Annotated in this window: 34 protein-coding genes; all 34 read right to left on the bottom strand. The window is 54.8% G+C overall.

The window, feature by feature from the left end; all coding sequences use genetic code 11:
- Positions 1–116: 116 nt before the first annotated feature.
- Positions 117–1,565 (bottom strand): catalase, encoded by a 1,449-nt coding sequence (locus tag M5B97_RS21780; protein WP_248732638.1) that lies wholly within the window; start codon positions 1,563–1,565, stop codon positions 117–119.
- Between the two features lie 237 nt (positions 1,566–1,802).
- A complete protein-coding gene (gene rplQ, locus M5B97_RS21785; RefSeq protein WP_003176402.1) occupies positions 1,803–2,189 on the bottom strand; it encodes a 50S ribosomal protein L17 in 387 nt (128 codons plus the stop codon).
- A 41-nt stretch (positions 2,190–2,230) separates the two neighbouring features.
- On the bottom strand, positions 2,231–3,232 hold the full coding sequence (rpoA, locus tag M5B97_RS21790; protein ID WP_003176403.1) for a DNA-directed RNA polymerase subunit alpha: 1,002 nt from the start codon (positions 3,230–3,232) through the stop codon (positions 2,231–2,233).
- Positions 3,233–3,254: 22 nt separating this feature from the next.
- Complete coding sequence (gene rpsD, locus M5B97_RS21795) at positions 3,255–3,875, bottom strand: 30S ribosomal protein S4 (protein WP_003176404.1); 621 nt, start codon at positions 3,873–3,875, stop codon at positions 3,255–3,257.
- Between the two features lie 18 nt (positions 3,876–3,893).
- On the bottom strand, positions 3,894–4,283 hold the full coding sequence (gene rpsK / locus M5B97_RS21800) for a 30S ribosomal protein S11 (RefSeq protein ID WP_002555466.1): 390 nt from the start codon (positions 4,281–4,283) through the stop codon (positions 3,894–3,896).
- 30 nt (positions 4,284–4,313) lie between these two features.
- Positions 4,314–4,670 carry a 30S ribosomal protein S13 gene (gene rpsM / locus M5B97_RS21805; RefSeq protein WP_003194635.1) on the bottom strand — a complete coding sequence of 119 codons (357 nt, stop codon included), beginning with the start codon at positions 4,668–4,670 and terminating at the stop codon, positions 4,314–4,316.
- A gap of 129 nt (positions 4,671–4,799) precedes the next feature.
- A complete protein-coding gene (gene rpmJ / locus M5B97_RS21810; RefSeq protein ID WP_002555468.1) occupies positions 4,800–4,916 on the bottom strand; it encodes a 50S ribosomal protein L36 in 117 nt (38 codons plus the stop codon).
- Between the two features lie 27 nt (positions 4,917–4,943).
- Positions 4,944–6,272 (bottom strand): preprotein translocase subunit SecY, encoded by a 1,329-nt coding sequence (secY, locus tag M5B97_RS21815; protein WP_016969470.1) that lies wholly within the window; start codon positions 6,270–6,272, stop codon positions 4,944–4,946.
- Complete coding sequence (gene rplO / locus M5B97_RS21820; protein ID WP_003176407.1) at positions 6,273–6,710, bottom strand: 50S ribosomal protein L15; 438 nt, start codon at positions 6,708–6,710, stop codon at positions 6,273–6,275. It abuts the gene before it with no gap.
- 3 nt (positions 6,711–6,713) lie between these two features.
- Complete coding sequence (gene rpmD / locus M5B97_RS21825) at positions 6,714–6,890, bottom strand: 50S ribosomal protein L30 (protein WP_003176408.1); 177 nt, start codon at positions 6,888–6,890, stop codon at positions 6,714–6,716.
- Positions 6,891–6,892: 2 nt separating this feature from the next.
- Entirely contained in the window at positions 6,893–7,393 is a 501-nt protein-coding gene (gene rpsE / locus M5B97_RS21830) for a 30S ribosomal protein S5 (RefSeq protein WP_003176409.1), read from the bottom strand.
- 3 nt (positions 7,394–7,396) lie between these two features.
- Entirely contained in the window at positions 7,397–7,747 is a 351-nt protein-coding gene (gene rplR / locus M5B97_RS21835; RefSeq protein WP_003186037.1) for a 50S ribosomal protein L18, read from the bottom strand.
- 10 nt (positions 7,748–7,757) lie between these two features.
- Positions 7,758–8,291: a 50S ribosomal protein L6 gene (gene rplF / locus M5B97_RS21840; protein ID WP_003194640.1), complete on the bottom strand. Its 534-nt coding sequence runs from the start codon at positions 8,289–8,291 to the stop codon at positions 7,758–7,760.
- Positions 8,292–8,303: 12 nt separating this feature from the next.
- Positions 8,304–8,696: a 30S ribosomal protein S8 gene (gene rpsH, locus M5B97_RS21845; RefSeq protein ID WP_010566853.1), complete on the bottom strand. Its 393-nt coding sequence runs from the start codon at positions 8,694–8,696 to the stop codon at positions 8,304–8,306.
- 208 nt (positions 8,697–8,904) lie between these two features.
- Positions 8,905–9,210 carry a 30S ribosomal protein S14 gene (gene rpsN, locus M5B97_RS21850; protein ID WP_003176414.1) on the bottom strand — a complete coding sequence of 102 codons (306 nt, stop codon included), beginning with the start codon at positions 9,208–9,210 and terminating at the stop codon, positions 8,905–8,907.
- A gap of 13 nt (positions 9,211–9,223) precedes the next feature.
- Positions 9,224–9,763, bottom strand: coding sequence for a 50S ribosomal protein L5 (gene rplE / locus M5B97_RS21855; RefSeq protein WP_003194642.1), 540 nt, complete (start codon positions 9,761–9,763; stop codon positions 9,224–9,226).
- 22 nt (positions 9,764–9,785) lie between these two features.
- Positions 9,786–10,100, bottom strand: a complete 315-nt coding sequence (gene rplX / locus M5B97_RS21860; RefSeq protein ID WP_007896770.1) for a 50S ribosomal protein L24 — start codon at positions 10,098–10,100, stop codon at positions 9,786–9,788.
- Positions 10,101–10,111: 11 nt separating this feature from the next.
- The gene (gene rplN, locus M5B97_RS21865) at positions 10,112–10,480 is read right to left on the bottom strand and encodes a 50S ribosomal protein L14 (protein ID WP_002555479.1); all 369 of its coding nucleotides are present in this window, start codon (positions 10,478–10,480) and stop codon (positions 10,112–10,114) included.
- Positions 10,481–10,503: 23 nt separating this feature from the next.
- Positions 10,504–10,770, bottom strand: coding sequence for a 30S ribosomal protein S17 (gene rpsQ, locus M5B97_RS21870; protein ID WP_003176419.1), 267 nt, complete (start codon positions 10,768–10,770; stop codon positions 10,504–10,506).
- Positions 10,771–10,772: 2 nt separating this feature from the next.
- Entirely contained in the window at positions 10,773–10,964 is a 192-nt protein-coding gene (gene rpmC, locus M5B97_RS21875; RefSeq protein WP_002555481.1) for a 50S ribosomal protein L29, read from the bottom strand.
- On the bottom strand, positions 10,964–11,377 hold the full coding sequence (gene rplP, locus M5B97_RS21880) for a 50S ribosomal protein L16 (protein ID WP_003176421.1): 414 nt from the start codon (positions 11,375–11,377) through the stop codon (positions 10,964–10,966). The genes rpmC and rplP overlap by 1 nt, the downstream gene beginning before the upstream one ends.
- A gap of 12 nt (positions 11,378–11,389) precedes the next feature.
- A complete protein-coding gene (gene rpsC / locus M5B97_RS21885) occupies positions 11,390–12,076 on the bottom strand; it encodes a 30S ribosomal protein S3 (protein WP_003176422.1) in 687 nt (228 codons plus the stop codon).
- A gap of 13 nt (positions 12,077–12,089) precedes the next feature.
- A complete protein-coding gene (gene rplV, locus M5B97_RS21890) occupies positions 12,090–12,422 on the bottom strand; it encodes a 50S ribosomal protein L22 (RefSeq protein WP_003103908.1) in 333 nt (110 codons plus the stop codon).
- An 11-nt stretch (positions 12,423–12,433) separates the two neighbouring features.
- Positions 12,434–12,709: a 30S ribosomal protein S19 gene (gene rpsS / locus M5B97_RS21895; protein WP_002555486.1), complete on the bottom strand. Its 276-nt coding sequence runs from the start codon at positions 12,707–12,709 to the stop codon at positions 12,434–12,436.
- Positions 12,710–12,725: 16 nt separating this feature from the next.
- On the bottom strand, positions 12,726–13,550 hold the full coding sequence (gene rplB / locus M5B97_RS21900; protein WP_003186055.1) for a 50S ribosomal protein L2: 825 nt from the start codon (positions 13,548–13,550) through the stop codon (positions 12,726–12,728).
- Between the two features lie 14 nt (positions 13,551–13,564).
- The gene (gene rplW / locus M5B97_RS21905; RefSeq protein ID WP_002555488.1) at positions 13,565–13,864 is read right to left on the bottom strand and encodes a 50S ribosomal protein L23; all 300 of its coding nucleotides are present in this window, start codon (positions 13,862–13,864) and stop codon (positions 13,565–13,567) included.
- Positions 13,861–14,463 (bottom strand): 50S ribosomal protein L4, encoded by a 603-nt coding sequence (rplD, locus tag M5B97_RS21910; RefSeq protein ID WP_003176424.1) that lies wholly within the window; start codon positions 14,461–14,463, stop codon positions 13,861–13,863. Before rplD ends, rplW begins: the two co-directional genes overlap by 4 nt.
- A gap of 12 nt (positions 14,464–14,475) precedes the next feature.
- The gene (gene rplC / locus M5B97_RS21915) at positions 14,476–15,111 is read right to left on the bottom strand and encodes a 50S ribosomal protein L3 (RefSeq protein WP_003194649.1); all 636 of its coding nucleotides are present in this window, start codon (positions 15,109–15,111) and stop codon (positions 14,476–14,478) included.
- Between the two features lie 81 nt (positions 15,112–15,192).
- Entirely contained in the window at positions 15,193–15,504 is a 312-nt protein-coding gene (gene rpsJ, locus M5B97_RS21920; RefSeq protein ID WP_003186070.1) for a 30S ribosomal protein S10, read from the bottom strand.
- Between the two features lie 158 nt (positions 15,505–15,662).
- Entirely contained in the window at positions 15,663–16,856 is a 1,194-nt protein-coding gene (gene tuf, locus M5B97_RS21925; RefSeq protein ID WP_123714338.1) for an elongation factor Tu, read from the bottom strand.
- A gap of 30 nt (positions 16,857–16,886) precedes the next feature.
- Complete coding sequence (gene fusA / locus M5B97_RS21930) at positions 16,887–18,992, bottom strand: elongation factor G (protein ID WP_123714339.1); 2,106 nt, start codon at positions 18,990–18,992, stop codon at positions 16,887–16,889.
- A gap of 30 nt (positions 18,993–19,022) precedes the next feature.
- Entirely contained in the window at positions 19,023–19,493 is a 471-nt protein-coding gene (gene rpsG, locus M5B97_RS21935; RefSeq protein WP_002555493.1) for a 30S ribosomal protein S7, read from the bottom strand.
- Between the two features lie 118 nt (positions 19,494–19,611).
- Positions 19,612–19,983 (bottom strand): 30S ribosomal protein S12, encoded by a 372-nt coding sequence (gene rpsL / locus M5B97_RS21940; RefSeq protein WP_002555494.1) that lies wholly within the window; start codon positions 19,981–19,983, stop codon positions 19,612–19,614.
- 216 nt (positions 19,984–20,199) lie between these two features.
- Entirely contained in the window at positions 20,200–24,399 is a 4,200-nt protein-coding gene (rpoC, locus tag M5B97_RS21945; RefSeq protein ID WP_248732639.1) for a DNA-directed RNA polymerase subunit beta', read from the bottom strand.
- Positions 24,400–24,440: the final 41 nt, after the last annotated feature.

Here is a 24,440-nt window from a genome sequence, read left to right on the forward strand (position 1 = left end):
CATGATGACTCGAAGGTCACGAGACTAACGGCAGAAAAGTGAAGATTATCTGAGAAAAGTGGCTGAAATAACGCAAAAACCGCCCAAATGAGGGCGGTTCTGCTTATCGTTTAGAGTCAGTTAAGCGATACACCCAACGCCTTTGCGATTGCTTCTCCATAAGCAGGATCTGCCTTATAGAAGTGCTGCAGTTGACGCTGGACCACATCGCTGGAAACGCCACCCATCGCACCGGCGATGTTGCTGGTGAGCAATGCTTTCTGCTCATCGTTCATCAGGCGGAACAGCGCACCGGCGTGGCTGTAGTAGTCGGTGTCTTCACGGTGATCATAACGGTCAGCGGCACCGCTCAAGGCCAACGCCGGCTCAGCGTACTGAGGTGCTTGTTTCGGTGCATCCGCGTAGCTGTTCGGCTCATAGTTGGGCGCCGCGCCACCGTTGCTGCCGAATGCCATCGAGCCATCACGCTGGTAGCTATTGACTGGACTGCGCGGGGCATTCACCGGCAGTTGCTGGTGGTTGGTGCCGACGCGATAGCGGTGGGCATCGGCGTACGCGAACACACGACCTTGCAGCATGCGGTCTGGCGACAGACCTACGCCAAGAACCATGTTGCTCGGGCCGAATGCAGCCTGTTCCACTTCAGCGAAGTAGTTCTGCGGATTGCGGTTCAATTCCAGCTCGCCGACTTCGATTAACGGGAACTCCTTCTGCGACCAGGTCTTGGTCACATCGAAAGGGTTCTCGTAATGAGCGTTGGCCTGAGCCTCAGTCATGATCTGGATGCAGACGCGCCATTTCGGGAAATCACCGCGCTCGATCGCACCAAACAAATCGCGCTGGGCGTAATCAGGGTCAGTACCGGCCAAGCGCGCAGCTTCGGCCGGCGCCAGGTTCTTGATGCCTTGCTTGGTCTTGTAGTGCCACTTGACCCAGTGACGCTCGCCCTTGGCGTTGATCAGGCTGTAGGTGTGACTGCCGAAGCCGTGCATATGACGGTAGCCGTCGGGGATGCCACGGTCCGAAAACAGGATGGTGACCTGGTGCAGCGCCTCAGGGGAGTGCGACCAGAAGTCCCACATCATTTGCGCGCTTTTCAGGTTGCTTTGCGGCAGACGCTTCTGGGTATGGATGAAGTCCGGGAACTTCAATGGATCGCGAATGAAGAACACAGGGGTGTTGTTACCCACGATGTCCCAGTTGCCTTCTTCGGTGTAGAACTTCAAGGCGAAACCACGTGGGTCACGCTCGGTGTCAGCCGAACCGCGCTCACCGCCTACGGTGGAAAACCGCAGGAAGGTCGGGGTTTGCTTGCCGATGGACTCAAACAGTTTCGCACTGGTGTATTGCGTGATGTCTTGGGTGACGGTGAAGGTGCCATAAGCGCCCGAGCCCTTGGCGTGCACACGACGCTCAGGAATGTTTTCACGGTTGAAGTGAGCGAGCTTCTCAATCAGATGAAAATCGTCGAGCAGCAACGGACCGCGCGGACCGGCGGAGCGGGAATTCTGGTTATCCGCAACGGGTGCGCCGCTGGCGGTAGTAAGGATTTTGTTCTGGCTCATGCTCAATTTTCCTCAGGTCGGACTTGGAACTGCCGGCTAATCGGCTTGGAGGAAGTATTGATCATCAATATGACGTCTACAAATTCATTAAATTGTATGCGTCGATAGAGAATATCTACCAGCCTGCCTAGACCTCATAGTGCCAAGCACAACGCGTGGAGGCTTGTACGCATGCGCTTTTATTACGCACACAAAAAACCGGGCACTAGGCCCGGTTCTTCGTTACAGCTTGTCGTCTTACTCGGCGCTTACAGCTTCGCCGGCAGTAGCACGATCAACCAACTCGACGTACGCCATAGGCGCGTTGTCGCCAGCGCGGAAACCGCACTTGAGGATGCGCAGGTAGCCACCCTCACGGGTAGCGTAACGCTTGCCCAGGTCGTTGAAGAGCTTACCAACGATAGCTTTCGAACGAGTACGGTCGAAAGCCAGACGGCGGTTAGCCAGGCTGTCTGTCTTGGCCAAAGTGATCAGCGGCTCAGCAACGCGACGCAGTTCTTTAGCTTTCGGCAGTGTAGTTTTGATCAGCTCGTGCTCGAACAGCGACACCGCCATGTTTTGGAACATGGCCTTGCGGTGCGAGCTGGTACGGCTCAGGTGACGACCACTTTTACGATGACGCATGGTTCATTCCTTACCAAACTCACGTTCGGTGATTACGACGATCAGGCAGTCGCCTTGTCGTCCTTCTTAAGACTTGCAGGCGGCCAGTTGTCGAGGCGCATGCCGAGGGACAGACCGCGGGAGGCCAGAACGTCCTTGATTTCAGTCAAGGATTTCTTGCCCAGGTTCGGAGTCTTCAACAGTTCTACTTCGGTACGCTGAATCAGGTCGCCGATGTAGTAAATGTTTTCCGCCTTAAGGCAGTTAGCCGAACGTACAGTCAGTTCCAGATCGTCAACCGGGCGAAGCAGGATCGGATCGATCTCGTCTTCCTGCTCGATTACCACTGGTTCGCTGTCACCTTTGAGGTCGACGAACGCAGCCAACTGCTGTTGCAGAATGGTTGCAGCGCGGCGGATAGCCTCTTCAGGATCCAGAGTACCGTTGGTTTCCAGATCAATAACCAGCTTGTCCAGGTTGGTACGCTGCTCGACACGGGCGTTTTCCACCACGTATGCGATACGGCGAACCGGGCTGAACGAAGAGTCAAGCTGCAAGCGACCAATGCTGCGGCTTTCATCTTCATCGCTCTGACGCGAGTCGGCCGGTTCATAACCACGACCACGAGCTACGGTGAGCTTCATGTTCAGGGCGCCGTTAGACGCCAGGTTAGCGATTACGTGATCGGGGTTAACGATCTCGACATCATGATCCAGCTGAATATCGGCAGCGGTAACCACCCCCGAACCCTTCTTCGACAAGGTCAGCGTAACTTCGTCACGGCCGTGCAGCTTGATAGCCAGACCTTTAAGGTTCAACAGGATTTCAATTACGTCTTCCTGTACACCTTCGATGGCGCTGTACTCGTGGAGCACACCGTCAATCTCGGCCTCGACTACTGCACAGCCGGGCATTGAGGACAACAGGATGCGGCGCAGCGCGTTGCCCAGGGTGTGGCCAAAACCACGCTCGAGAGGCTCGAGAGTGATCTTGGCGCGGGTTGGACTGACAACCTGCACATCAATGTGGCGGGGTGTCAGGAACTCATTTACCGAAATCTGCATGGATGCACCTATTTTCTAGCCCTTACTTGGAGTAGAGCTCGACAATCAGGCTTTCGTTGATGTCGGCGGACAGATCACTGCGAGCAGGAACGTTCTTGAAAACGCCCGACTTCTTCTCAGTGTCTACTTCTACCCATTCTACGCGGCCACGTTGGGCACACAGATCGAGAGCTTGGACAATGCGAAGTTGGTTTTTTGCTTTCTCGCGAACTGCGACCACGTCACCAGCACGAACCTGGTAGGACGGAACGTTTACGGTCTGACCGTTAACGCTGATCGACTTGTGCGATACCAGCTGACGGGATTCGGCACGAGTCGAACCAAAGCCCATACGATATACAACGTTGTCCAGACGGCATTCGAGCAGTTGCAGCAGGTTTTCACCGGTTGCACCTTTCTTGCCAGCAGCTTCTTTGTAGTAGCCGCTGAACTGACGCTCGAGAACGCCGTAGATACGACGGACCTTCTGCTTTTCACGCAGTTGGGTGCCGTAATCGGACTGGCGACCGCGGCGCTGGCCGTGGATACCAGGTGCTGCTTCAATGTTGCACTTCGATTCGATCGCGCGCACGCCGCTCTTCAGGAAGAGATCGGTGCCCTCGCGACGAGCGAGTTTGCATTTTGGACCAATGTAACGAGCCATTCTTTACAATCTCCTGGATTACACGCGGCGCTTCTTCGGCGGACGGCACCCGTTGTGCGGGATTGGCGTCACGTCGGTGATGCTGGCGATCTTATAGCCACAGCCGTTCAAAGCACGGACAGCAGACTCACGACCTGGACCTGGACCCTTGACGTTAACGTCGAGGTTTTTCAGGCCATATTCCAGCGCAGCTTGACCAGCACGTTCAGCGGCTACTTGAGCAGCGAACGGAGTGGACTTGCGGGAACCGCGGAAACCCGAACCACCAGAGGTAGCCCAAGAAAGCGCGTTACCTTGACGGTCGGTGATGGTCACGATGGTGTTGTTAAAAGAAGCATGGATGTGGGCGATGCCATCAACCACTGTCTTTTTAACTTTTTTACGAGGACGAGCAGCAGGTTTTGCCATGATAATTTTCCTGTCGATTCGCTGGGGCGATTACTTGCGGATCGGCTTACGCGGACCTTTACGGGTACGCGCGTTAGTCTTGGTACGCTGACCGCGCACTGGAAGACCACGACGATGACGCAGACCGCGATAGCAACCGAGGTCCATCAAACGCTTGATTTTCATGTTGATTTCGCGACGCAGGTCACCTTCAGTGGTGAACTTCGCCACTTCGCCACGCAGCTGTTCAATCTGCTCGTCGCTCAGATCCTTGATCTTAGCGGCTGGGTTTACCCCAGCAACTGCGCAAATTTTCTGCGCAGTAGTGCGACCAACACCATAGATGTAGGTCAGCGAGATAACAGTGTGCTTGTTATCTGGAATGTTAACGCCTGCAATACGGGCCATTCAGTGGGACTCCAATTGACAGCTACCTACGCCCCGGAAGCCAAGAAATAGGGCGCGAGATAATATCGCTGTAATAACAAATAATCAACCCGGCAGCGCACTAGCTGCCGGGCTTCAAGCGGATCACACTCAGCCTTGGCGCTGTTTGTGACGCGGTTCCGCGCTGCAAATTACTCGAACAACACCTTCGCGGCGAATAATCTTGCAGTTACGGCACAGCTTTTTCACCGATGCACGAACTTTCATCACCAACTCCTCGAACCTTATGGGTACTCAGCGCAACATGCCGCTGCCGTAACCCTTCAGGTTGGCTTTCTTCATCAGGGATTCGTACTGGTGCGAAACGAGGTGCGATTGTACTTGGGACATGAAGTCCATCACAACCACGACCACGATCAGCAACGAGGTCCCGCCAAGGTAGAACGGAACGTTTGCTGCAACCACCAGGAACTGGGGCAACAGGCACACGGCCGTCATATATAGAGCACCGAACAGAGTCAAACGAGTCAAAACGCCATCAATATAGCGTGCCGACTGCTCACCTGGACGGATACCCGGAATAAAGGCACCGGACTTCTTCAGGTTTTCCGCTACGTCTTTCGGATTGAACATCAACGCCGTATAGAAGAAGCAGAAGAAAATAATCCCTGCACTAAACAGCAGAATATTCAACGGCTGACCAGGAGCGATCGACTGAGAGAGGTCCTGCAGCCAGCCCATATTTTCAGACTGACCAAACCAGGTACCCAACGAAGCCGGAAACAGCAAAATGCTGCTCGCGAAAATTGCCGGGATAACACCGGCCATATTCACTTTCAGCGGCAAGTGGCTGGTCTGCGCAGCAAAGACCTTACGGCCCTGCTGACGCTTGGCGTAGTGAACAGCGATACGACGCTGGCCACGCTCAATGAACACCACAAAACCGATAATCGCTACTGCCAGCAAACCGATGGCAACCAAGGCGAAGATATTGATATCACCCTGACGAGCAGACTCGAAAGACTGCCCTATTGCCCTCGGAAGACCGGCGACGATACCTGCGAAAATCAACATCGAGATACCGTTACCAACACCACGCTCAGTAATCTGCTCACCCAGCCACATCATGAACATCGCACCAGCCACAAAAGTGGATACCGCGACGAAATAGAAGCCAAAGTCACCAGTGAACGCAACGCCCTGCCCTGCCAAGCCAACGGACATGCCGATAGCTTGAACCAGGGCGAGGACGACAGTGCCGTAGCGGGTGTACTGGCTGATCTTGCGACGGCCAGCTTCACCTTCCTTCTTCAACTGCTCCAGCTGCGGGCTGACGGCGGTCATCAGTTGCATGATGATCGATGCCGAAATGTACGGCATGATCCCCAATGCAAAGATGCTCATCCGCTCCAGCGCGCCGCCGGAAAACATGTTGAACAAGCTAAGAATGGTCCCCTCATTCTGTCGAAACAGGTCTGCGAGTCGGTCCGGGTTGATACCTGGAACCGGGATGTGTGCGCCTATTCGGTAGACGATAATCGCCAGGAACAGAAAACGCAGACGTGCCCAAAGTTCAGACATACCGCCTTTGCCGAGCGCAGAGAGAGCACCTTGCTTAGCCATTTATTCCTCGAACTTGCCGCCAGCTGCTTCGATAGCCGAACGCGCACCTTTGGTGGCGCCGATTCCCTTGCCGATAGTGACAGCGCGAGTCACTTCACCGGACAGCATGATTTTCACACGCTGTACGTTGACGTTGATCACGTTGGCATCTTTCAGGGTCTGCACAGTAACGATGTCGCCTTCCACTTTAGCCAGCTCAGACAGACGCACTTCTGCGCGGTCCATGGCTTTCAGGGATACGAAACCGAACTTAGGCAGGCGACGATGCAGCGGCTGTTGACCGCCTTCAAAGCCTGGAGCGATGGTGCCACCGGAGCGGGAGGTTTGACCTTTGTGGCCACGGCCACCAGTCTTACCCAAACCGCTACCGATACCACGGCCCGGACGATGCTTTTCGCGACGGGAACCCGGCGCTGGACTCAGATCATTGAGTTTCATCGATTAACCCTCTACACGCAGCATGTAGTAAGCCTTGTTGATCATCCCGCGATTCTCGGGAGTATCCTGGACTTCTACAGTGTGACCGATGCGACGCAGACCCAGACCTTTAACGCACAGTTTGTGGTTAGGGATGCGGCCGGTCATGCTTTTGATCAGCGTTACTTTAACGGTAGCCATGATCAGAAGATCTCCTTGACAGTCAGGCCACGCTTGGCAGCGATGGACTCAGGAGATTGCATAGCTTTCAAACCTTTGAAAGTGGCGTGAACCACGTTTACCGGGTTAGTCGAGCCGTAGCACTTGGCCAGAACGTTCTGAACGCCAGCAACTTCGAGGACAGCACGCATAGCGCCGCCAGCGATGATACCGGTACCTTCAGAAGCAGGCTGCATGTACACCTTCGAAGCGCCATGGGCGGACTTCATTGCGTACTGCAGAGTGGTGCCGTTCAGATCAACTTGGATCATGTTGCGACGAGCAGCTTCCATTGCCTTCTGGATCGCAGCAGGCACTTCACGCGACTTGCCACGGCCGAAGCCAACACGCCCTTTACCATCACCTACCACGGTCAACGCGGTGAAAGTGAAGATACGGCCGCCTTTAACGGTTTTGGCTACGCGGTTAACTTGAACCAGCTTCTCAATGTAGCCTTCGTCGCGCTTTTGGTCGTTATTTGACATAACTTAGAACTCCAGCCCAGCTTCACGAGCAGCATCAGCCAGCGCTTTAACGCGGCCGTGGTACTTGAAGCCAGAGCGGTCGAAAGCCACTTGCGAGACGCCAGCGGCCTTAGCACGCGTAGCGACCAGCTGGCCAACCTTTGTGGCCGCGTCGATGTTGCCGGTGGCACCATCACGCAGTTCTTTATCCAAAGTCGAGGCGCTTGCCAGGACTTTGTTGCCGTCGGCCGAGATGACCTGGGCGTAGATGTGCTGCGACGAGCGGAACACGCAGAGACGCACGACTTCGAGTTCGTGCATTTTCAGGCGTGCTTTGCGAGCGCGACGCAGTCGAGTAACTTTTTTGTCGGTCATTTGCTATGCCCTACTTCTTCTTGGCTTCTTTACGACGGACGACTTCGTCCGCGTAGCGCACACCTTTGCCTTTGTACGGCTCTGGTGGACGGAAGTCGCGGATCTCAGCGGCCACTTGACCTACCAGCTGCTTGTCGATGCCCTTGATCAGGATATCGGTCTGGCTAGGAGTCTCAGCAGTGATGCCCGCTGGCAGTTCGTAATCCACAGGGTGCGAGAAGCCAAGGGCCAGGTTCAAAACCGTGCCTTTTGCTTGCGCCTTGTAACCAACACCGACCAGCTGGAGCTTACGCTCGAAGCCTTGGCTTACGCCTTGGACCATGTTGTTTACCAACGCACGCGTGGTACCGGCCATTGCGCGAGTTTGTTGATCGCCATTGCGAGCAGCGAAACGCAGCTCACCAGCTTCTTCAACGATCTCAACGGACGAATGGATGTTCAGTTCAAGAGTACCCTTGGCACCCTTCACCGAAAGCTGTTGGCCTGCGAATTTGACTTCGACACCGGCTGGCAGCTTAACGGGGTTCTTAGCGACGCGAGACATGCTTATCCCCCCTTAGAACACAGTGCAAAGAACTTCGCCGCCGACACCGGCAGCGCGCGCAGCACGATCCGTCATCACACCTTTGTTGGTGGAGACGATAGACACGCCCAGACCGCCACGAACTTTCGGCAGATCTTCAGCGGACTTGTACTGACGCAGGCCTGGACGGCTAACGCGCTTCACTTCCTCGATGACCGAACGGCCTTCGAAGTACTTCAGCTCGATGGACAGCAGTGGTTTGGTTTCGCTGCTGATCTGATAACCCGCAATGTAGCCTTCGTCTTTCAGGACTTTGGCAACAGCTACCTTCAACTTGGAAGATGGCATGCTTACGACGGACTTTTCAGCCATCTGGGCATTACGGATACGAGTTAGCATGTCCGCTAACGGGTCCTGCATACTCATGGGCTAGACGCTCCTAATACAAAAAAATTAGCCTTGCGGCTACATATGTCGCCGAGAATCTCCGGGCATAGAAAACACGGGCTCAGGCGAGCCGGGTATTCTAGACACACTCCGGAAATGAAACAAGCCCCAAAAGGGGCTTGTTCCAGATTCAAGGTCACCGGTGGTCGTTATCTTGCGACGCCAACCACCTGGACTTCGAAAGTACTTACCAGCTGGCTTTAACCAGACCAGGTACGTCACCACGCATTGCCGCTTCACGCAGTTTGTTACGGCCGAGGCCGAACTTGCGGTAAACGCCGTGTGGACGACCGGTCAGGCGACAGCGGTTACGCATGCGCGAAGCGCTTGCGTCACGTGGCTGCTTCTGCAGGGCAACTGTCGCTTCCCAACGTGCTTCTGGACTTGCGTTCAGATCAACGATGATCGCTTTCAGTGCTGCACGCTTCTTGGCGTACTTGGCAACCGTGAGCTGACGCTTCAGCTCGCGGTTTTTCATGCTCATCTTGGCCATGGTCCTACTCCAATCAGTTGCGGAACGGGAATTTGAAAGCACGCAGCAGGGCGCGACCTTCATCATCGTTCTTGGCAGTGGTGGTCAGGGTGATGTCCAGACCGCGGAGAGCATCGATCTTGTCGTAGTCGATTTCCGGGAAGATGATCTGCTCTTTCACGCCCATGCTGTAGTTACCACGACCATCGAAGGACTTGGCATTCAGGCCGCGGAAGTCGCGGACCCGAGGCAGGGAGATCGACAGCAGACGATCCAGGAATTCGTACATACGCTCACGGCGCAGGGTCACTTTGACGCCGATCGGCCAACCTTCACGGACTTTAAAGCCAGCGATGGATTTGCGAGCGTAGGTCACAACGACTTTCTGGCCGGTGATCTTTTCCAGGTCAGCAACAGCGTGCTCGATGACTTTTTTGTCACCGATCGCTTCGCCCAGACCCATGTTCAGGGTGATTTTGGTAACGCGCGGAACTTCCATCACGTTCCCGAGCTTAAGTTCTTCCTTAAGCTTAGGGGCGATTTCCTTCCGGTAAATCTCTTGTAGTCGTGCCATGGTCTTATCTACCTAGCAGTGTTCAAGCATCAACCGCTTTTTGGGTCGACTTGAAGACACGAATTTTCTTACCGTCTTCTACTTTGAAACCAACGCGATCAGCCTTGTTGGTTTCGCCGTTGAAGATGGCGACGTTAGAAGCGTGCAGTGGCGCTTCTTTCTCGACGATACCGCCCTGTACGCCCGACATCGGGTTAGGCTTGGTATGACGCTTGACCAGGTTCAGACCACCAACGACCAGACGGTCATCAGCCAGAACCTTCAGCACCTTACCGCGCTTACCTTTGTCTTTGCCGGCGATCACGATGATCTCGTCGTCACGACGAATCTTTTGCATGTCGGATCTCCTTACAGCACTTCTGGGGCGAGCGAGACGATCTTCATGAACTTCTCAGTACGAAGTTCACGGGTCACTGGCCCAAAGATACGGGTGCCGATAGGCTCTTGCTTGTTGTTCAGAAGAACAGCAGCGTTGCCATCAAAGCGGATAATGGAGCCATCAGCACGACGCACGCCGTGACGAGTGCGGACTACAACAGCAGTCATCACTTGGCCTTTTTTCACTTTACCGCGAGGAATTGCTTCCTTGACGGTAACTTTGATGATGTCACCGATACCAGCGTAACGACGATGGGAGCCACCCAGCACCTTGATGCACATAACACGGCGAGCGCCGCTGTTATCGGCCACATCGAGCATGGATTGAGTCTGAATCATATAATTTCTCCGACCCCTAGTCCTTAGACTTCCACAGCGCGTTCGAGAACATCAACCAGTGCCCAAGACTTGGTCTTGGCCAGCGGACGAGTTTCACGAATAGTGACTTTGTCGCCGATGTGGCACTGATTGGTTTCGTCGTGCGCGTGCAGCTTAGTCGAACGCTTAACATATTTACCGTAGATCGGGTGCTTAACGCGACGCTCGATCAAAACGGTGATGGTTTTGTCCATCTTGTCGCTGACAACACGGCCAGTCAGCGTACGGACAGTCTTTTCGGCTTCAGCCATGATCACTTACCTGCCTGCTGGTTGAGCACAGTCTTCACGCGAGCGATGTCACGCTTAACTTGCGAGAGCAGATGAGACTGCCCCAACTGGCCAGTTGCTTTCTGCATACGCAGATTGAACTGGTCGCGCAGCAGGCCGAGCAGTTGCTCGTTCAGCTGCTGTGCGGATTTTTCACGAAGTTCATTCGCTTTCATCACATCACCGTCCGTTTAACAAAGGAGGTGGCGAGCGGCAGCTTTGCAGCAGCCAGGGCGAAAGCCTCACGCGCCAGCTCTTCAGAAACACCCTCGATTTCATACAGGACTTTGCCTGGCTGAATCTGGGCTACCCAGTATTCCACGTTACCCTTACCTTTACCCATCCGAACCTCGAGAGGTTTTTTGGAGATCGGCTTGTCCGGGAATACACGGATCCAGATCTTGCCGCCACGTTTTACGTGACGGGTCAGAGCACGACGCGCTGACTCGATCTGACGAGCGGTGAGACGACCACGAGCTACAGACTTCAGCGCGAACTCGCCGAAGCTGACTTTGCTACCGCGCTGAGCCAGACCACGGTTGTGGCCTGTCATCTGCTTGCGGAACTTCGTACGCTTAGGTTGCAACATTTGGCGTACCCCTTACTTAGCAGCTTTTTTACGAGGCGCTGGTGCTTGTGGTTTCAGTTCTTCTTGGCGACCACCAATTACTTCGCCTTTGAAGATCCAAACCTTTACACCGATCACACCATAAGTGGTGTGAGCTTCGTAGTTGGCATAGTCGATGTCGGCACGCAGGGTGTGCAGTGGCACACGACCTTCGCGATACCATTCAGTACGTGCGATTTCAGCACCGCCGAGACGACCGCTCACTTGGATTTTGATGCCTTTGGCACCAATGCGCATGGCGTTCTGTACGGCGCGCTTCATAGCGCGACGGAACATGACGCGACGCTCCAGCTGCTGAGCTACGCTCTGCGCAACCAGCATACCGTCGAGTTCCGGCTTGCGGATCTCTTCGATATTGATGTGCACAGGCACACCCATTTGCTTGGTCAGGTCCTGACGCAGTTTCTCAACATCTTCACCTTTCTTCCCGATAACGATACCTGGACGAGCGGTGTGGATGGTGATACGTGCAGTTTGGGCCGGACGATGGATATCGATACGGCTTACGGACGCGCTTTTTAGTTTGTCTTGGAGATACTCACGCACCTTCAGATCAGCGAACAAGTAGTCCGCATAAGTCCGACCGTCTGCGTACCAGACGGAGGTGTGCTCCTTGACGATTCCCAGGCGAATGCCAATGGGATGTACTTTCTGACCCATCTCTTCGACTCCGTTACTTGTCAGCAACCTTGACAGTGATATGGCAAGACCGCTTGACGATGCGATCAGCACGGCCTTTGGCACGTGGCATGATGCGCTTCAGCGAACGCCCTTCGTTGACGAAAACGGTGCTGACCTTCAGGTCATCAACGTCCGCGCCTTCGTTATGCTCGGCGTTGGCTACGGCCGACTCCAGCACTTTCTTCATGATCTCGGCGGCTTTCTTACTGCTGAAAGCCAACAGGTTGAGCGCTTCGCCCACCTTCTTCCCGCGGATCTGGTCGGCGACCAAGCGGGCTTTCTGGGCGGAGATTCGAGCGCCCGACAACTTAGCGGCTACTTCCATTTCCTAACCCCTTAACGCTTGGCTTTCTTGTCTGCCACGTGCCCACGATAAGTGCGGGTACCGGCAAACTCGCCCAGTTTGTGGCCGACCATGTCTTCGTTAACGAGAACTGGGACGTGTTGACGACCGTTGTGTACTGCGATGGTCAGACCGACCATTTGTGGCAGGATCATCGAACGACGCGACCAGGTCTTAACTGGTTTGCGATCGTTCTTTTCCGCCGCCACTTCGATCTTCTTCAGTAGGTGAAGATCAATAAAAGGACCTTTTTTCAGAGAACGTGGCACTGTCGTATCCCTCTATTTACTTGCGACGACGGACGATCATTTTGTCGGTACGCTTATTACCACGAGTCTTCGCGCCCTTAGTCGGGAAGCCCCATGGCGATACCGGATGACGACCACCAGAGGTACGACCTTCACCACCACCGTGTGGGTGGTCAACCGGGTTCATGGCAACACCACGAACGGTTGGGCGAACGCCACGCCAGCGTTTGGCACCAGCTTTACCCAACGAACGCAGGCTGTGCTCGGAGTTCGAGACTTCGCCCAGGGTCGCACGGCATTCAGCCAGCACTTTACGCATCTCACCAGAACGCAGACGCAGGGTCACGTAGACACCTTCACGAGCGATCAGCTGAGCCGAAGCACCAGCGGAACGAGCGATTTGCGCGCCTTTACCTGGCTTCAATTCGATGCCGTGTACGGTGCTACCAACTGGAATGTTGCGCAGTTGCAGAGCGTTGCCCGGCTTGATCGGTGCCAGAGCACCTGCGATCAGCTGGTCGCCTGCACTCACGCCTTTAGGGGCGATGATGTAGCGACGCTCGCCATCTGCGTACAGCAGCAGAGCGATGTGAGCAGTACGGTTTGGATCGTATTCGATACGCTCGACAGTGGCAGCGATGCCATCTTTGTCGTTGCGACGGAAATCGACCAGACGATAATGCTGCTTATGGCCACCACCGATGTGACGAGTGGTAATACGACCATTGTTGTTACGACCACCAGACTTCGATTTCTTCTCGAGCAGCGGTGCGTGAGGAGCGCCTTTATGCAGCTCCTGATTGACCACCTTGACCACAAAACGGCGGCCAGGGGAAGTCGGTTTGCATTTAACGATTGCCATGATGCACCCCTTCCTTACTCAGCACTGCTGCTGAAATCGAGATCTTGGCCTGGCTGAAGGGAGATAACTGCCTTCTTCCAGTCATTACGCTTGCCCAGACCGCGAGCAGTGCGCTTGCTCTTACCCAGAACATTCAGGGTAGTAACACGCTCTACTTTCACGCTGAACAGGCTTTCGACGGCCTTCTTGATTTCCAGCTTGGTTGCGTCAGTTGCAACCTTGAAAACGAACTGGCCTTTCTTGTCAGCCAGAACCGTAGCCTTTTCGGAAACGTGCGGGCCAAGCAGAACTTTAAATACGCGTTCCTGGTTCATCCCAGCAGCTCCTCGAATTTCTTCACGGCCGACACGGTGATCAACACCTTGTCGTATGCGATCAGACTAACTGGATCGGAACCTTGCACGTCACGTACATCAACGTGTGGCAGGTTGCGAGCAGCCAGGTACAGGTTCTGATCAACAGCTTCAGACACGATCAAAACGTCGGTCAGGCTCATGTTGTTCAGTTTGCCCAGCAGATCTTTGGTTTTTGGACTTTCAACAGCGAAGTCCTGAACCACGACCAGACGATCAGTACGCACGAGTTCAGCAAGGATGGAGCGCAGAGCTGCGCGGTACATCTTCTTGTTGAGCTTCTGAGAGTGATCCTGTGGACGAGCTGCGAAAGTGGTACCACCGCCACGCCAGATTGGGCTACGGATAGTACCGGCACGAGCACGGCCAGTGCCTTTCTGACGCCAAGGGCGCTTACCGCCACCACGTACGTCGGAACGGGTCTTTTGCTGCTTGCTACCTTGACGGCCGCCGGCCATGTAGGCCACGACTGCTTGGTGAACCAGCGTCTCGTTGAATTCGCCGCCAAATGTCAGTTCGGAAACTTCGATCGCTTGAGCGTCATTTACATTTAATTGCATGTCAGCTTCCCCTTAACCGCGAGCCTTGGCCGCTGGACGTACAACCAGGTTGCCGCCAGTAGCGCCAGGAACAGCACCCTTGACCAACAACAGATTGCGTTCAGCGTCGACGCGCACTACTTCGAGGGACTGCACGGTCACGCGCTCAGCGCCCATATGACCGGACATTTTTTTGCCCTTGAATACACGACCAGGAGTCTGGCACTGGCCAATAGAGCCCGGGACGCGGTGGGAAACGGAGTTACCGTGAGTGTTGTCTTGGCCACGGAAATTCCAACGCTTGATCGTACCCTGGAAGCCTTTACCTTTGGACTGACCGGTTACATCAACCAGTTGACCAGCGGCGAAGATTTCAGCGTTGATCAGATCGCCAGCCTGGTAGTCGCCGTCTTCAAGACGGAACTCCATAACAGTGCGACCAGCTGCAACGTTTGCTTTAGCGAAGTGACCTGCTTGAGCAGCAGTCACGCGCGAAGCACGACGCTCGCCGACAGTGACTTGCACTGCACGATAGCCATCGGTTTCTTCAGTTTTGAACTGGGTGACGCGATTCGGTTCGATCTCAATGACCGTGACCGGAATGGAGACACCTTCTTCGGTGAAAATACGGGTCATACCGCATTTACGACCGACTACACCAATAGTCATGTTGTAAACCTCATGAGTGTACGGGGCTTTCACCCGCTATGGCCGCCCATTTCAGAGCGTTACACGACTAAGACCCAAGTCTTAGCCGAGGCTGATCTGTACTTCCACACCGGCCGCCAGATCGAGCTTCATAAGTGCATCAACGGTTTTATCCGTTGGCTGGACGATGTCCAGTACGCGCTTATGAGTACGTATCTCGTACTGGTCACGCGCGTCTTTGTTGACGTGCGGGGAGACCAGAACGGTGAACCGCTCTTTACGGGTAGGCAGTGGAATTGGACCACGCACTTGAGCACCAGTACGTTTCGCGGTTTCCACGATTTCCTGGGTGGATTGGTCGATCAGGCGATGGTCAAAAGCCTTCAACCTGATACGGATTTGCTGATTTTGCATTGGATTTCAGACTCCGGCTGCTATTCCCACCGGGCGCAATGCGCCCGTTAAAAGGAGGCGCAATTCTATAGACGCCCCAGATAGGTGTCAACCCAATAAAAAAGCCCCCGCTGAGCGGGGGCTTTCTCAAAACATCGAAGCTATCTCAGAAGAGATAATTACTCGATGATTTTAGCTACAACGCCAGCACCAACGGTACGGCCGCCTTCACGGATAGCGAAACGCAGACCGTCTTCCATAGCGATGGTTTTGATCAGGGTAACAGTCATTTGAATGTTATCGCCTGGCATTACCATTTCTACGCCTTCTGGCAATTCGCAGTTACCGGTCACGTCAGTAGTACGGAAGTAGAACTGTGGACGGTAGCCTTTGAAGAACGGAGTGTGACGACCGCCTTCTTCCTTGCTCAGAACGTAAACTTCTGCGGTGAACTTGGTGTGCGGCTTAACCGAACCTGGCTTAACCAGAACCTGGCCACGCTCAACGTCGTCACGCTTGGTACCACGCAGCAGAACGCCGCAGTTCTCGCCAGCACGACCTTCGTCGAGCAGCTTGCGGAACATTTCAACACCGGTGCAGGTGGTGACGGTAGTGTCACGCAGACCAACGATTTCCAGTGGATCCTGAACGCGAACGATACCGCGCTCGATACGACCAGTCACAACAGTACCGCGACCAGAGATCGAGAATACGTCTTCGATTGGCATCAGGAACGGCTTGTCGGTCAGACGAACTGGTTCTGGGATGTAGCTGTCCAGAGTTTCAACCAATTTACGAACGGACGTGGTGCCCATTTCGTTGTCGTCTTTGCCTTCCAGAGCCATACGAGCAGAACCGATGATGATCGGAGTGTCGTCACCTGGGAAGTCGTAAGTGCTCAGCAGATCGCGCACTTCCATCTCAACCAGTTCCAGCAGCTCAGCGTCGTCTACCAGGTCAGCCTTGTTCAGGTAAACCACGATGTACGGAACGCCTACCTGACGGGACAGCAGGATGTGTTCACGGGTTTGTGGCATCGGACCATCAGCGGCCGAGCAAACCAGGATCGCGCCGTCCATCTGGGCAGCACCAGTGATCATGTTCTTCACATAGTCAGCGTGACCTGGGCAGTCAACGTGAGCGTAGTGACGAATAGTCGAGTTGTACTCAACGTGCGCGGTGTTGATGGTGATACCACGAGCTTTTTCTTCTGGTGCGCTGTCGATCTTGTCGAAGTCAACACGAGCCGAACCGAAAACTTCGGAGCAGACGCGAGTCAGAGCAGCGGTCAGAGTGGTTTTACCGTGGTCAACGTGACCGATGGTGCCAACGTTTACGTGCGGTAGGGAACGATCAAATTTTTCTTTAGCCACGACAATTAACTCCTTGCCTAAAGGACTGAATCAGCCTTGTTTTTTGGATACAGTTTCAGCGATGTGCGCCGGAGCTGTGTTGTATTTTTTGAATTCCATAGAGTAGCTTGCGCGACCCTGGGACATGGAGCGAACGTCGGTCGCATAACCGAACATCTCACCCAACGGAACCTCGGCGCGAATCACTTTGCCGGAAACCGTGTCTTCCATACCCAAGATCATGCCGCGACGACGGTTAAGGTCGCCCATGACATCACCCATATAGTCTTCAGGTGTAACAACTTCTACCGCCATGATTGGCTCAAGCAACTCACCACCGCCCTTCTGGGCCAGTTGCTTGGTTGCCATGGAAGCAGCCACCTTAAACGCCATCTCGTTGGAGTCGACGTCGTGGTAAGAACCGTCAAAAACGGTTGCTTTCAGGCCGATCAGCGGATAGCCGGCAACAACACCGTTCTTCATCTGCTCTTCGATACCCTTCTGGATAGCCGGGATGTATTCCTTAGGAACCACACCACCAACTACTTCGTTCACGAATTGCAGACCTTCCTGACCTTCGTCAGCAGGCGCAAAACGGATCCAGCAGTGACCGAACTGACCACGACCGCCGGATTGACGAACGAACTTGCCTTCGATTTCACAGTTCTTCGTGATGCGCTCACGATAGGAAACCTGAGGCTTACCGATGTTGGCTTCGACGTTGAACTCACGGCGCATCCGGTCAACCAGGATGTCCAGGTGCAGCTCGCCCATGCCGGAGATGATCGTCTGACCAGTCTCTTCATCAGTCTTGACGCGGAAAGATGGATCTTCCTGAGCAAGCTTGCCCAGAGCGATACCCATTTTTTCCTGGTCATCCTTGGTCTTAGGCTCTACGGCAACCGAAATAACCGGCTCCGGGAAGTCCATGCGAACCAGGATGATTGGCTTAGCAGCGTCGCACAAAGTTTCACCGGTGGTGACGTCCTTCATGCCGATCAGGGCCGCGATGTCACCAGCGCGTACTTCCTTGATCTCTTCACGGGCGTTTGCGTGCATTTGCACCATACGACCCACGCGCTCTTTCTTACCTTTAACCGAGTTGATCACGCCGTCGCCGGATGCCAACACGCCCGAGTAAACGCGGACGAAGGTCAAAGTACCCACGAATGGGTCGGTAGCGATCTTGAACGCCAGGGCCGAGAACGGCTCGCTGTCGTCTGCATGACGCTCCATTTCTTCTTCCTCGTTATCAGGGTTGGTACCCTTGATAGCAGGAATGTCGGTTGGAGCAGGCAGGTAGTCGATCACAGCATCGAGAACCAGGGGAACGCCCTTGTTCTTGAACGAGGAACCGCAAACAGCCAAGACGATCTCACCAGCGATAGTACGCTGACGCAGAGCGGCCTTGATTTCCGCGTTGGTGAGTTCTTCACCTTCGAGGTACTTGTTCATCAGCTCTTCGCTGGCTTCGGCAGCAGCCTCAACCATGTTGTTGCGCCACTCGTCAGCCAGCTCCTGAAGCTCTTCAGGGATAGGCTTACGAACAGGAACCATACCTTTATCGGAATCGTTCCAGTAGACCGCTTCCATGTTGATCAGATCGATCTGACCCTGGAAGTTGTCTTCGGAACCGATAGCCAATTGGATAGGCACCGGAGTGTGACCCAAACGCTGCTTGATCTGACCGATCACGCGCAGGAAGTTGGCGCCAGCACGGTCCATCTTGTTGACATAAACAAGACGTGGAACGCCGTACTTGTTGGCTTGACGCCATACGGTTTCCGACTGAGGCTCAACACCCGAGGTGCCGCAGAACACAACGACAGCGCCGTCGAGTACACGCAGGGAACGCTCAACTTCAATGGTGAAGTCCACGTGACCCGGGGTATCGATTACGTTGAAACGGTGCTCGTCTTTGTACTGCTTCTCGGAACCTTTCCAGAAGGCGGTAATAGCAGCAGAAGTAATGGTAATACCACGCTCCTGCTCCTGAACCATCCAGTCTGTGGTCGCGGCGCCGTCATGCACCTCGCCCATTTTGTGACTTTTGCCGGTGTAAAACAGTACGCGCTCAGTGGTAGTGGTTTTACCAGCATCCACGTGAGCGACGATACCGATGTTACGGTAGCGGCTAATCGGAGTAGTACGAGCCATAAAGCCCTCGCAAAATTAGTGAAGCTAAAATTAGAAGCGGTAGTGCGAGAAAGCTTTGTTGGCTTCAGCCATACGGTGCACGTCTTCACGCTTCTTAACAGCAGCACCTTTACCTTCAGCAGCGTCCAACAGTTCGCCGGCCAAACGCAGGGCCATAGACTTCTCGCCGCGCTTACGGGCGAAGTCTACCAACCAGCGCATTGCCAGAGCGTTACGACGGGACGGGCGAACTTCAACCGGAACCTGGTAAGTAGCACCGCCTACACGGCGCGACTTCACTTCGACCAGCGGAGCGATGGCGTCGAGAGCTTTCTCGAAGATTTCCAGGGGGTCGCTGTTCTTGCGTTCTTTAACCTTTTCCAGCGCGCCATAAACGATACGCTCGGCAACGGCTTTCTTGCCGCTCTCCATCACGTGGTTCATGAACTTGGCCAGAATTTGGCTTCCGTATTTTGGATCGTCAAGCACTTCGCGCTTGGCTGCTACGCGTCTTCTTGGCATGGATAAGCCCTCAAACGGTCTTCAGGTTCGCTCGGAATCGGTGCCCTTTCGGGACGCCTCCGACCTTACTCTTATCGACTCAGAAAATAAGATGATTCAGGTTTACAAAAAGCCGCTACTACTTAGGCTTCTTGGTACCGTACTTCGAACGACCTTGGTTACGGCCTTTAACGCCGGAAGTATCCAAGGAGCCACGTACGGTGTGGTAACGAACACCTGGCAAGTCTTTTACACGACCGCCGCGGATCAGTACCACGCTGTGCTCTTGCAGGTTGTGGCCTTCACCGCCGATGTACGAGGAAACCTCGAAACCGTTGGTCAGACGCACACGGCATACTTTACGCAGTGCCGAGTTAGGTTTTTTCGGCGTGGTGGTATACACACGGGTGCATACGCCACGACGTTGCGGGCAGTTCTGCAGCGCAGGCACGTCGGATTTCTCGACGATACGCTTACGCGGCTGACGTACCAGCTGGTTGATAGTTGCCATCTACTAGCTCCACTGTTGTCTTGCGACGCTATTGTCTTGCAAGAAAAGCAAAATGGCAGGAACGAATTCCCGCCAAATTTAGGGGTACAAGAGTCTAAAGAGGATCTTGTCCCCAGTCAAGGCAAGGCCCCGACCTCCCCTCCCGTCGAACCGGAGCAAAAATGCTTCGATCCGACGAATGGGGGTGCCAGGGCCCGGACTTATTTATCGCAGAACTCAGTTACCGCTTGAGTTCAGCGCTTCGGTCAGTGCAGCTTCCACTTCACTGGCGCTTACGCGCAACGGCTTGTCAGCATCACGGCGGCGTTTACGCTCGCTGTGGTAAGCCAAACCGGTACCAGCCGGGATCAGACGACCCACGACCACGTTCTCTTTCAGGCCGCGCAGGTAATCGCGCTTGCCGGTTACCGCTGCCTCGGTCAGTACGCGAGTGGTCTCCTGGAAGGAGGCCGCCGAGATGAACGACTCAGTGGACAACGACGCCTTGGTGATACCCAGCAGCACGCGAGTGAACTTGGCGACGAACTTGTCTTCCGCTGCCAGCCTCTCGTTCTCTACCAGTACGTGAGTCAGTTCCATCTGGTCGCCCTTGATGAAGCTGGAATCGCCCGACTCGGAGATCTCAACTTTACGCAGCATCTGACGCAGGATGGTCTCGATGTGCTTGTCGTTGATCTTCACGCCTTGCAGGCGATAAACGTCCTGGATCTCGTTCACGATGTACTTGGCCAGCGCACTTACACCCAGCAGACGCAGGATGTCGTGTGGATCGCTCGGACCGTCGGAGATAACTTCGCCGCGGTTTACCTGTTCGCCTTCGAACACGTTCAGGTGACGCCACTTCGGAATCAGCTCTTCGTACGGATCGGAACCGTCGTTCGGGGTAATGACCAGACGGCGCTTGCCTTTGGTCTCTTTACCGAAGGCGATGGTGCCGCTGACTTCAGCCAGAATCGACGCTTCTTTCGGACGACGAGCTTCGAACAAGTCGGCAACACGCGGCAGACCACCGGTGATGTCACGGGTTTTCGAAGTTTCTTGCGGGATACGCGCGATAACATCACCGATCGCGATCTTCGCACCATCCGCTACACCGACCAGGGCGTTGGCTGGCAGGAAGTACTGAGCGATTACGTCAGTGCCTGGCAGCAACAGATCCTTACCGTTGTCATCAACCATCTTAACGGCTGGACGGATGTCTTTACCGGCAGCTGGACGATCTTTGGCGTCGAGTACTTCAATGTTGGTCATACCGGTCAATTCGTCAGTCTGACGCTTGATCGTGATGCCTTCTTCCATGCCCACGTAGGTCACGGTACCTTTCATTTCGGTAACGATTGGGTGAGTGTGCGGATCCCACTTGGCTACGATTGCGCCAGCGTCGACCTTGTCACCTTCTTTAACCGAAATCACAGCACCGTACGGCAGCTTGTAACGCTCACGCTCACGACCGTAGTCATCAGCGATCGCCAGCTCACCGGAACGGGACACAGCAACCAGGTGGCCATCCACTCGCTCAACGTGCTTCAGGTTGTGCAGACGGACGGTACCGCCATTTTTCACCTGAACGCTATCGGCCGCGGAGGTCCGGCTTGCCGCACCACCAATGTGGAACGTACGCATGGTCAGCTGGGTACCCGGCTCACCGATAGACTGAGCAGCGATTACGCCGACCGCCTCACCGATGTTCACCTGGTGACCACGAGCCAAGTCACGGCCGTAGCACTTGGCGCAAATGCCATAGCGGGTTTCGCAGCTGATCGGCGAACGAACGATCACTTCGTCGATGCTGTTGAGCTCGATGAACTCGACCCACTTCTCATCAACCAGAGTGCCGGCAGGAACGATAACGTCCTCGGTACCCGGCTTGAATACGTCACGGGCAATAACACGACCCAATACGCGCTCACCCAGCGGCTCTACAACGTCACCGCCTTCAATGTGCGGAGTCATCAGCAGACCGTGCTCGGTGCCACAATCGATCTCGGTTACAACCAGATCTTGCGCAACGTCTACCAGACGACGAGTCAGGTAACCGGAGTTAGCCGTTTTCAACGCGGTATCCGCCAGACCTTTACGAGCACCGTGAGTGGAGATGAAGTACTGAAGTACGCTCAAACCTTCACGGAAGTTCGCAGTAATCGGCGTTTCAATGATGGAACCGTCCGGCTTGGCCATCAGGCCACGCATACCGGCGAGCTGACGGATCTGCGCAGCAGAACCCCGTGCGCCCGAGTCGGCCATCATGTACATCGAGTTGAAGGACTCTTGCTCAACTTCGTTGCCGTGACGGTCGATGACTTTCTCTTTCGAGAGGTTGGCCATCATCGCCTTGGAAACTTCGTCGTTCGCCTTCGACCAAAGGTCGATTACCTTGTTGTACTTCTCGCCCTGGGTTACCAGGCCGGAAGCGTACTGGCTCTCGATCTCTTTCACTTCGTCGGTGGCAGCACCGATGATGCGGGCTTTTTCATCCGGGATAACGAAGTCGTTAACACCGATGGAAACGCCGGAGATGGTCGAATAAGCAAAACCGGTGTACATCAACTGGTCAGCGAAGATAACGGTCTCTTTCAAACCAACCACGCGGTAGCACTGGTTGATCAGCTTGGAGATCGCCTTTTTCTTCATCGGCAGGTTGACGACGTCGTACGACAGACCTTTTGGCACAACTTGATACAACAACGCACGGCCAACAGTGGTGTCGACGATACGGGTGCTGGTCACGCTGCCGCCGTCACGGTCGTTGACGGTTTCGTTGATCCGCACTTTGACCTTGGCGTGCAGTGCGGCTTCGCCGGCACGGAACACACGGTCAACTTCTTGCAGGTCAGCGAATACACGACCTTCGCCTTTGGCGTTGATCGCTTCACGCGTCATGTAGTACAGACCCAATACAACGTCCTGCGAAGGAACGATGATTGGCTCACCGTTGGCTGGCGACAGAATGTTGTTGGTCGACATCATCAACGCACGCGCTTCCAACTGGGCTTCCAGCGTCAGCGGTACGTGCACGGCCATTTGGTCGCCGTCGAAGTCGGCGTTGTACGCAGCACAGACCAGAGGGTGCAGCTGGATAGCCTTGCCTTCGATCAGTACCGGTTCAAACGCCTGGATACCCAGACGGTGAAGGGTCGGTGCACGGTTGAGGAGAACCGGGTGTTCGCGAATCACTTCAGCGAGAACGTCCCAAACCTCAGGCAGTTCGCGCTCGACCATTTTCTTGGCCGCTTTGATGGTGGTCGCGAGACCGCGCATTTCCAGCTTGCCGAAGATGAACGGCTTGAACAGCTCAAGCGCCATCTTCTTAGGCAGACCACACTGGTGCAGACGCAGGGTCGGGCCTACGGTAATTACCGAACGACCGGAGTAGTCAACACGCTTACCGAGCAAGTTCTGACGGAAACGACCTTGCTTACCCTTGATCATGTCAGCCAAGGATTTCAGAGGACGCTTGTTGGAACCCGTGATAGCGCGGCCACGACGACCGTTGTCGAGCAGAGCATCGACAGCTTCCTGCAACATACGCTTTTCGTTGCGCACGATGATGTCCGGAGCGGACAGATCAAGCAGACGCTTCAAGCGGTTGTTACGGTTGATCACGCGACGGTACAGGTCGTTGAGGTCGGACGTTGCGAAACGGCCACCATCCAACGGTACCAGCGGACGCAGGTCTGGCGGCAGAACCGGCAGAACGGTCAGCACCATCCACTCTGGCAAGTTACCGGAGCCCTGGAAGGCCTCCATCAACTTCAGACGCTTGGACAGTTTCTTGATCTTGGTTTCGGAGTTGGTTTGCGGAATTTCTTCACGCAGACGGCCAATCTCGTGCTCCAGGTCGATAGCGTGCAGCAGCTCGCGGACAGCTTCGGCGCCCATGCGAGCATCGAAATCGTCACCGAACTCTTCCAGCGCTTCGAAGTACTGCTCGTCGTTCAGCAGCTGACCTTTTTCAAGGGTGGTCATGCCTGGATCGATAACGACATAGCTCTCGAAGTAGAGAACGCGTTCGATATCACGCAGGGTCATGTCCATCAGCAAGCCGATACGGGACGGCAGCGACTTCAGGAACCAGATGTGGGCAACCGGCGAAGCCAGTTCGATGTGCGCCATGCGCTCACGACGAACCTTGGCCAGTGCAACTTCAACGCCGCACTTCTCGCAGATCACACCACGGTGCTTCAAGCGCTTGTACTTACCGCACAGGCACTCGTAATCCTTTACCGGGCCAAAGATCTTGGCGCAGAACAGGCCGTCACGCTCAGGCTTGAACGTACGGTAGTTGATGGTTTCCGGTTTTTTAACTTCACCGAACGACCACGAACGGATCATCTCAGGCGATGCCAACCCAATACGGATGGCGTCGAACTCTTCGACTTGACCCTGGTTTTTCAGCAAATTCAGTAGGTCTTTCAAGGCCTTTCCTCCTGGCGGAGCAGAGAGCGGGCTAAACAGCC

It is taken from the genome of Pseudomonas sp. MWU13-2517 (assembly GCF_023242545.1).
In the GTDB taxonomy this organism is placed as follows: domain Bacteria; phylum Pseudomonadota; class Gammaproteobacteria; order Pseudomonadales; family Pseudomonadaceae; genus Aquipseudomonas.

Coding starts and splice junctions, on each gene's coding strand:
- rpsE (WP_003176409.1), bottom strand. CDS start 7,393: ATGTCAAATAACGACCAAAAGCGCGACGAAGGCTACATTGAGAAGCTG.
- rplE (WP_003194642.1), bottom strand. CDS start 9,763: ATGGCACGACTACAAGAGATTTACCGGAAGGAAATCGCCCCTAAGCTT.
- rpsL (WP_002555494.1), bottom strand. CDS start 19,983: ATGGCAACTATCAACCAGCTGGTACGTCAGCCGCGTAAGCGTATCGTC.
- rpsH (WP_010566853.1), bottom strand. CDS start 8,696: ATGAGTATGCAGGACCCGTTAGCGGACATGCTAACTCGTATCCGTAAT.
- rpsM (WP_003194635.1), bottom strand. CDS start 4,670: ATGGCCCGTATTGCAGGCGTTAACATTCCAGATAACAAGCACACTGTT.
- fusA (WP_123714339.1), bottom strand. CDS start 18,992: ATGGCTCGTACTACTCCGATTAGCCGCTACCGTAACATCGGTATCGTC.
- rplB (WP_003186055.1), bottom strand. CDS start 13,550: ATGGCAATCGTTAAATGCAAACCGACTTCCCCTGGCCGCCGTTTTGTG.
- rplW (WP_002555488.1), bottom strand. CDS start 13,864: ATGAACCAGGAACGCGTATTTAAAGTTCTGCTTGGCCCGCACGTTTCC.
- rplN (WP_002555479.1), bottom strand. CDS start 10,480: ATGATTCAGACTCAATCCATGCTCGATGTGGCCGATAACAGCGGCGCT.
- rpmD (WP_003176408.1), bottom strand. CDS start 6,890: ATGGCTACCGTTAAAGTAACGCTGATCAAAAGCATGACCGGCCGCATC.
- rpmC (WP_002555481.1), bottom strand. CDS start 10,964: ATGAAAGCGAATGAACTTCGTGAAAAATCCGCACAGCAGCTGAACGAG.
- rplD (WP_003176424.1), bottom strand. CDS start 14,463: ATGCAATTAAATGTAAATGACGCTCAAGCGATCGAAGTTTCCGAACTG.
- rpsJ (WP_003186070.1), bottom strand. CDS start 15,504: ATGCAAAATCAGCAAATCCGTATCAGGTTGAAGGCTTTTGACCATCGC.
- rpsG (WP_002555493.1), bottom strand. CDS start 19,493: ATGCCAAGAAGACGCGTAGCAGCCAAGCGCGAAGTGCTTGACGATCCA.
- rpmJ (WP_002555468.1), bottom strand. CDS start 4,916: ATGAAAGTTCGTGCATCGGTGAAAAAGCTGTGCCGTAACTGCAAGATT.
- rplV (WP_003103908.1), bottom strand. CDS start 12,422: ATGGAAGTAGCCGCTAAGTTGTCGGGCGCTCGAATCTCCGCCCAGAAA.
- rplX (WP_007896770.1), bottom strand. CDS start 10,100: ATGCAAAAGATTCGTCGTGACGACGAGATCATCGTGATCGCCGGCAAA.
- rplR (WP_003186037.1), bottom strand. CDS start 7,747: ATGACCGACAAAAAAGTTACTCGACTGCGTCGCGCTCGCAAAGCACGC.
- rplP (WP_003176421.1), bottom strand. CDS start 11,377: ATGTTGCAACCTAAGCGTACGAAGTTCCGCAAGCAGATGACAGGCCAC.
- rpsK (WP_002555466.1), bottom strand. CDS start 4,283: ATGGCAAAACCTGCTGCTCGTCCTCGTAAAAAAGTTAAAAAGACAGTG.
- rpsC (WP_003176422.1), bottom strand. CDS start 12,076: ATGGGTCAGAAAGTACATCCCATTGGCATTCGCCTGGGAATCGTCAAG.
- M5B97_RS21780 (WP_248732638.1), bottom strand. CDS start 1,565: ATGAGCCAGAACAAAATCCTTACTACCGCCAGCGGCGCACCCGTTGCG.
- rplF (WP_003194640.1), bottom strand. CDS start 8,291: ATGTCTCGCGTCGCTAAGAACCCCGTTAAGCTGCCAGCCGGTGTCGAA.
- rpsN (WP_003176414.1), bottom strand. CDS start 9,210: ATGGCCAAGATGAGCATGAAAAACCGCGAGCTGAAGCGTCAGCTCACG.
- rplQ (WP_003176402.1), bottom strand. CDS start 2,189: ATGCGTCATCGTAAAAGTGGTCGTCACCTGAGCCGTACCAGCTCGCAC.
- rpoA (WP_003176403.1), bottom strand. CDS start 3,232: ATGCAGATTTCGGTAAATGAGTTCCTGACACCCCGCCACATTGATGTG.
- rpsQ (WP_003176419.1), bottom strand. CDS start 10,770: ATGGCTGAAGCCGAAAAGACTGTCCGTACGCTGACTGGCCGTGTTGTC.
- rplC (WP_003194649.1), bottom strand. CDS start 15,111: ATGACTATTGGTGTAGTCGGTCGTAAATGCGGTATGACCCGTATTTTC.
- secY (WP_016969470.1), bottom strand. CDS start 6,272: ATGGCTAAGCAAGGTGCTCTCTCTGCGCTCGGCAAAGGCGGTATGTCT.
- rpsD (WP_003176404.1), bottom strand. CDS start 3,875: ATGGCTCGTTACATTGGTCCAAAATGCAAACTCGCTCGTCGCGAGGGC.
- rplO (WP_003176407.1), bottom strand. CDS start 6,710: ATGAAACTCAATGATCTGAGTCCAGCGCCGGGTTCCCGTCGCGAAAAG.